Annotated in this window: 2 protein-coding genes; both read right to left on the bottom strand. The window is 70.0% G+C overall.

Annotated elements, in window-relative coordinates; translation table 11 throughout:
* Positions 1-40: 40 nt before the first annotated feature.
* The gene (locus ABD353_RS39605) at positions 41-913 is read right to left on the bottom strand and encodes an IS3 family transposase (RefSeq protein WP_344628566.1); all 873 of its coding nucleotides are present in this window, start codon (positions 911-913) and stop codon (positions 41-43) included.
* The gene (locus tag ABD353_RS39600) at positions 910-1,218 is read right to left on the bottom strand and encodes a transposase (RefSeq protein WP_344628565.1); all 309 of its coding nucleotides are present in this window, start codon (positions 1,216-1,218) and stop codon (positions 910-912) included. Before ABD353_RS39600 ends, ABD353_RS39605 begins: the two co-directional genes overlap by 4 nt.
* Between the last annotated feature and the right edge of the window lie 67 nt (positions 1,219-1,285).

Raw genomic sequence — 1,285 nt, 5'->3', positions numbered from 1 at the left:
TGAGCTTGCTCCGCTTTGACGGACACCCTCGTTGTAGTGGTCAGGCCGCGAGGACGGCCTCGTAGTCGGCGGGGCTGCGGTAGCCGAGGCTGCTGTGCAGTCTGCGTATGTTGTACCAGCCCTCGATCCACTCGAAGATCGCTGTGCGGGCTGCCGCGCGGCTGGGCCACGGCCGGTCCTCGATCAGCTCCCGCTTGAGCGTGGCGAAGAACGACTCCGCGAGGGCGTTGTCCCAGCACTGGCCGGTGCGACCGACTGACAGACGGACTCCGAACTCGCTTGCCAGTATGGCGAATTCACGGCTGGTGTACTGACAGCCGCGGTCCGAGTGGAAGATCACCGGACCGTCGGGACGCCGGCTGCGGCAGGCGGTCCGCAGGGCGTCGGCGACGAGCTCGGTCCGCAGGTGGTCGGCCGTGGCCCAGCCGACCACGCGGCGCGAGGCGATGTCGATGACGGTGGCCAGGTAGAGCCAGCCCTCACCGGTCGGGATGTAGGTGATGTCGCCGCACCAGCGCACGTCGAGGCCGGTCGGGTCGGGCTGGAAGTCGCGCAGCACCAGGTCCGGCCGTGCGGCGGCGTTCGGGTCCGGGATCGTGGTGCGGTGGCGCCGCCTGCGGCGCCGGCCCTGCAGCCCCGCCTCGCGCATCAGGCGGGCGACCCTGCGGCGGCCGCAGCCGTCACCGTCCCGGCGGAGCACGGCGTGGATGCGTGGGGCGCCGTAGCTGCCCCGCGACGTCTCGTGGACCTCGGTGATCTTCTCCGTCAGCTCGGCGTCGCGGACCGCGCGGGGACCGGGCGCGCCATTGCGGCGGGCGTAGAAGGCGGCACGGGAGACCTTGAGCAGTTCACACGCCCGCTTGACGCTGTGACCTGCCTGCTTCTCCGCCTCGATGAACGGGTGCACCGTCACCGGGTCTCCTTCGCGAAGAAAGCCGTCGCCCGCTTCAGGACCTCGACGTCCTCACGTAGCCGGCGGTTCTCCCGCCGAAGCCTCGCCAGCTCCTCGCGCTCGTCGCTGGTCAGGCCGTCCCGCTCGCCGGTGTCGACCTGGGTCTGGCGCACCCAGTCCCGCACTGCGGTTTCGGTCAGGTCGAAGTCCTTCGCGACCTGGCCGACCGAGCGGTCACCGCGTCGGCACAGCTCGACGATCTCCGCCTTGAACTCCGGCGTGAACGAGCGACGAGGGCGCGGCTTCTTCTTCCCCATGCTCTCCATGATGGACATCATCCTTCCGGGGCCGAAGCCCCTGATCAGGAGTGTCCGTCAAAGCGGATCAAGCCCA

Origin of the sequence: Kitasatospora arboriphila (assembly GCF_039528095.1) — a bacterium.
Lineage (GTDB): Bacteria > Actinomycetota > Actinomycetes > Streptomycetales > Streptomycetaceae > Kitasatospora > Kitasatospora arboriphila.
Note: the sequence above shows the minus strand (reverse complement) of the source record. Positions and strands in the feature narration are given on the sequence as shown.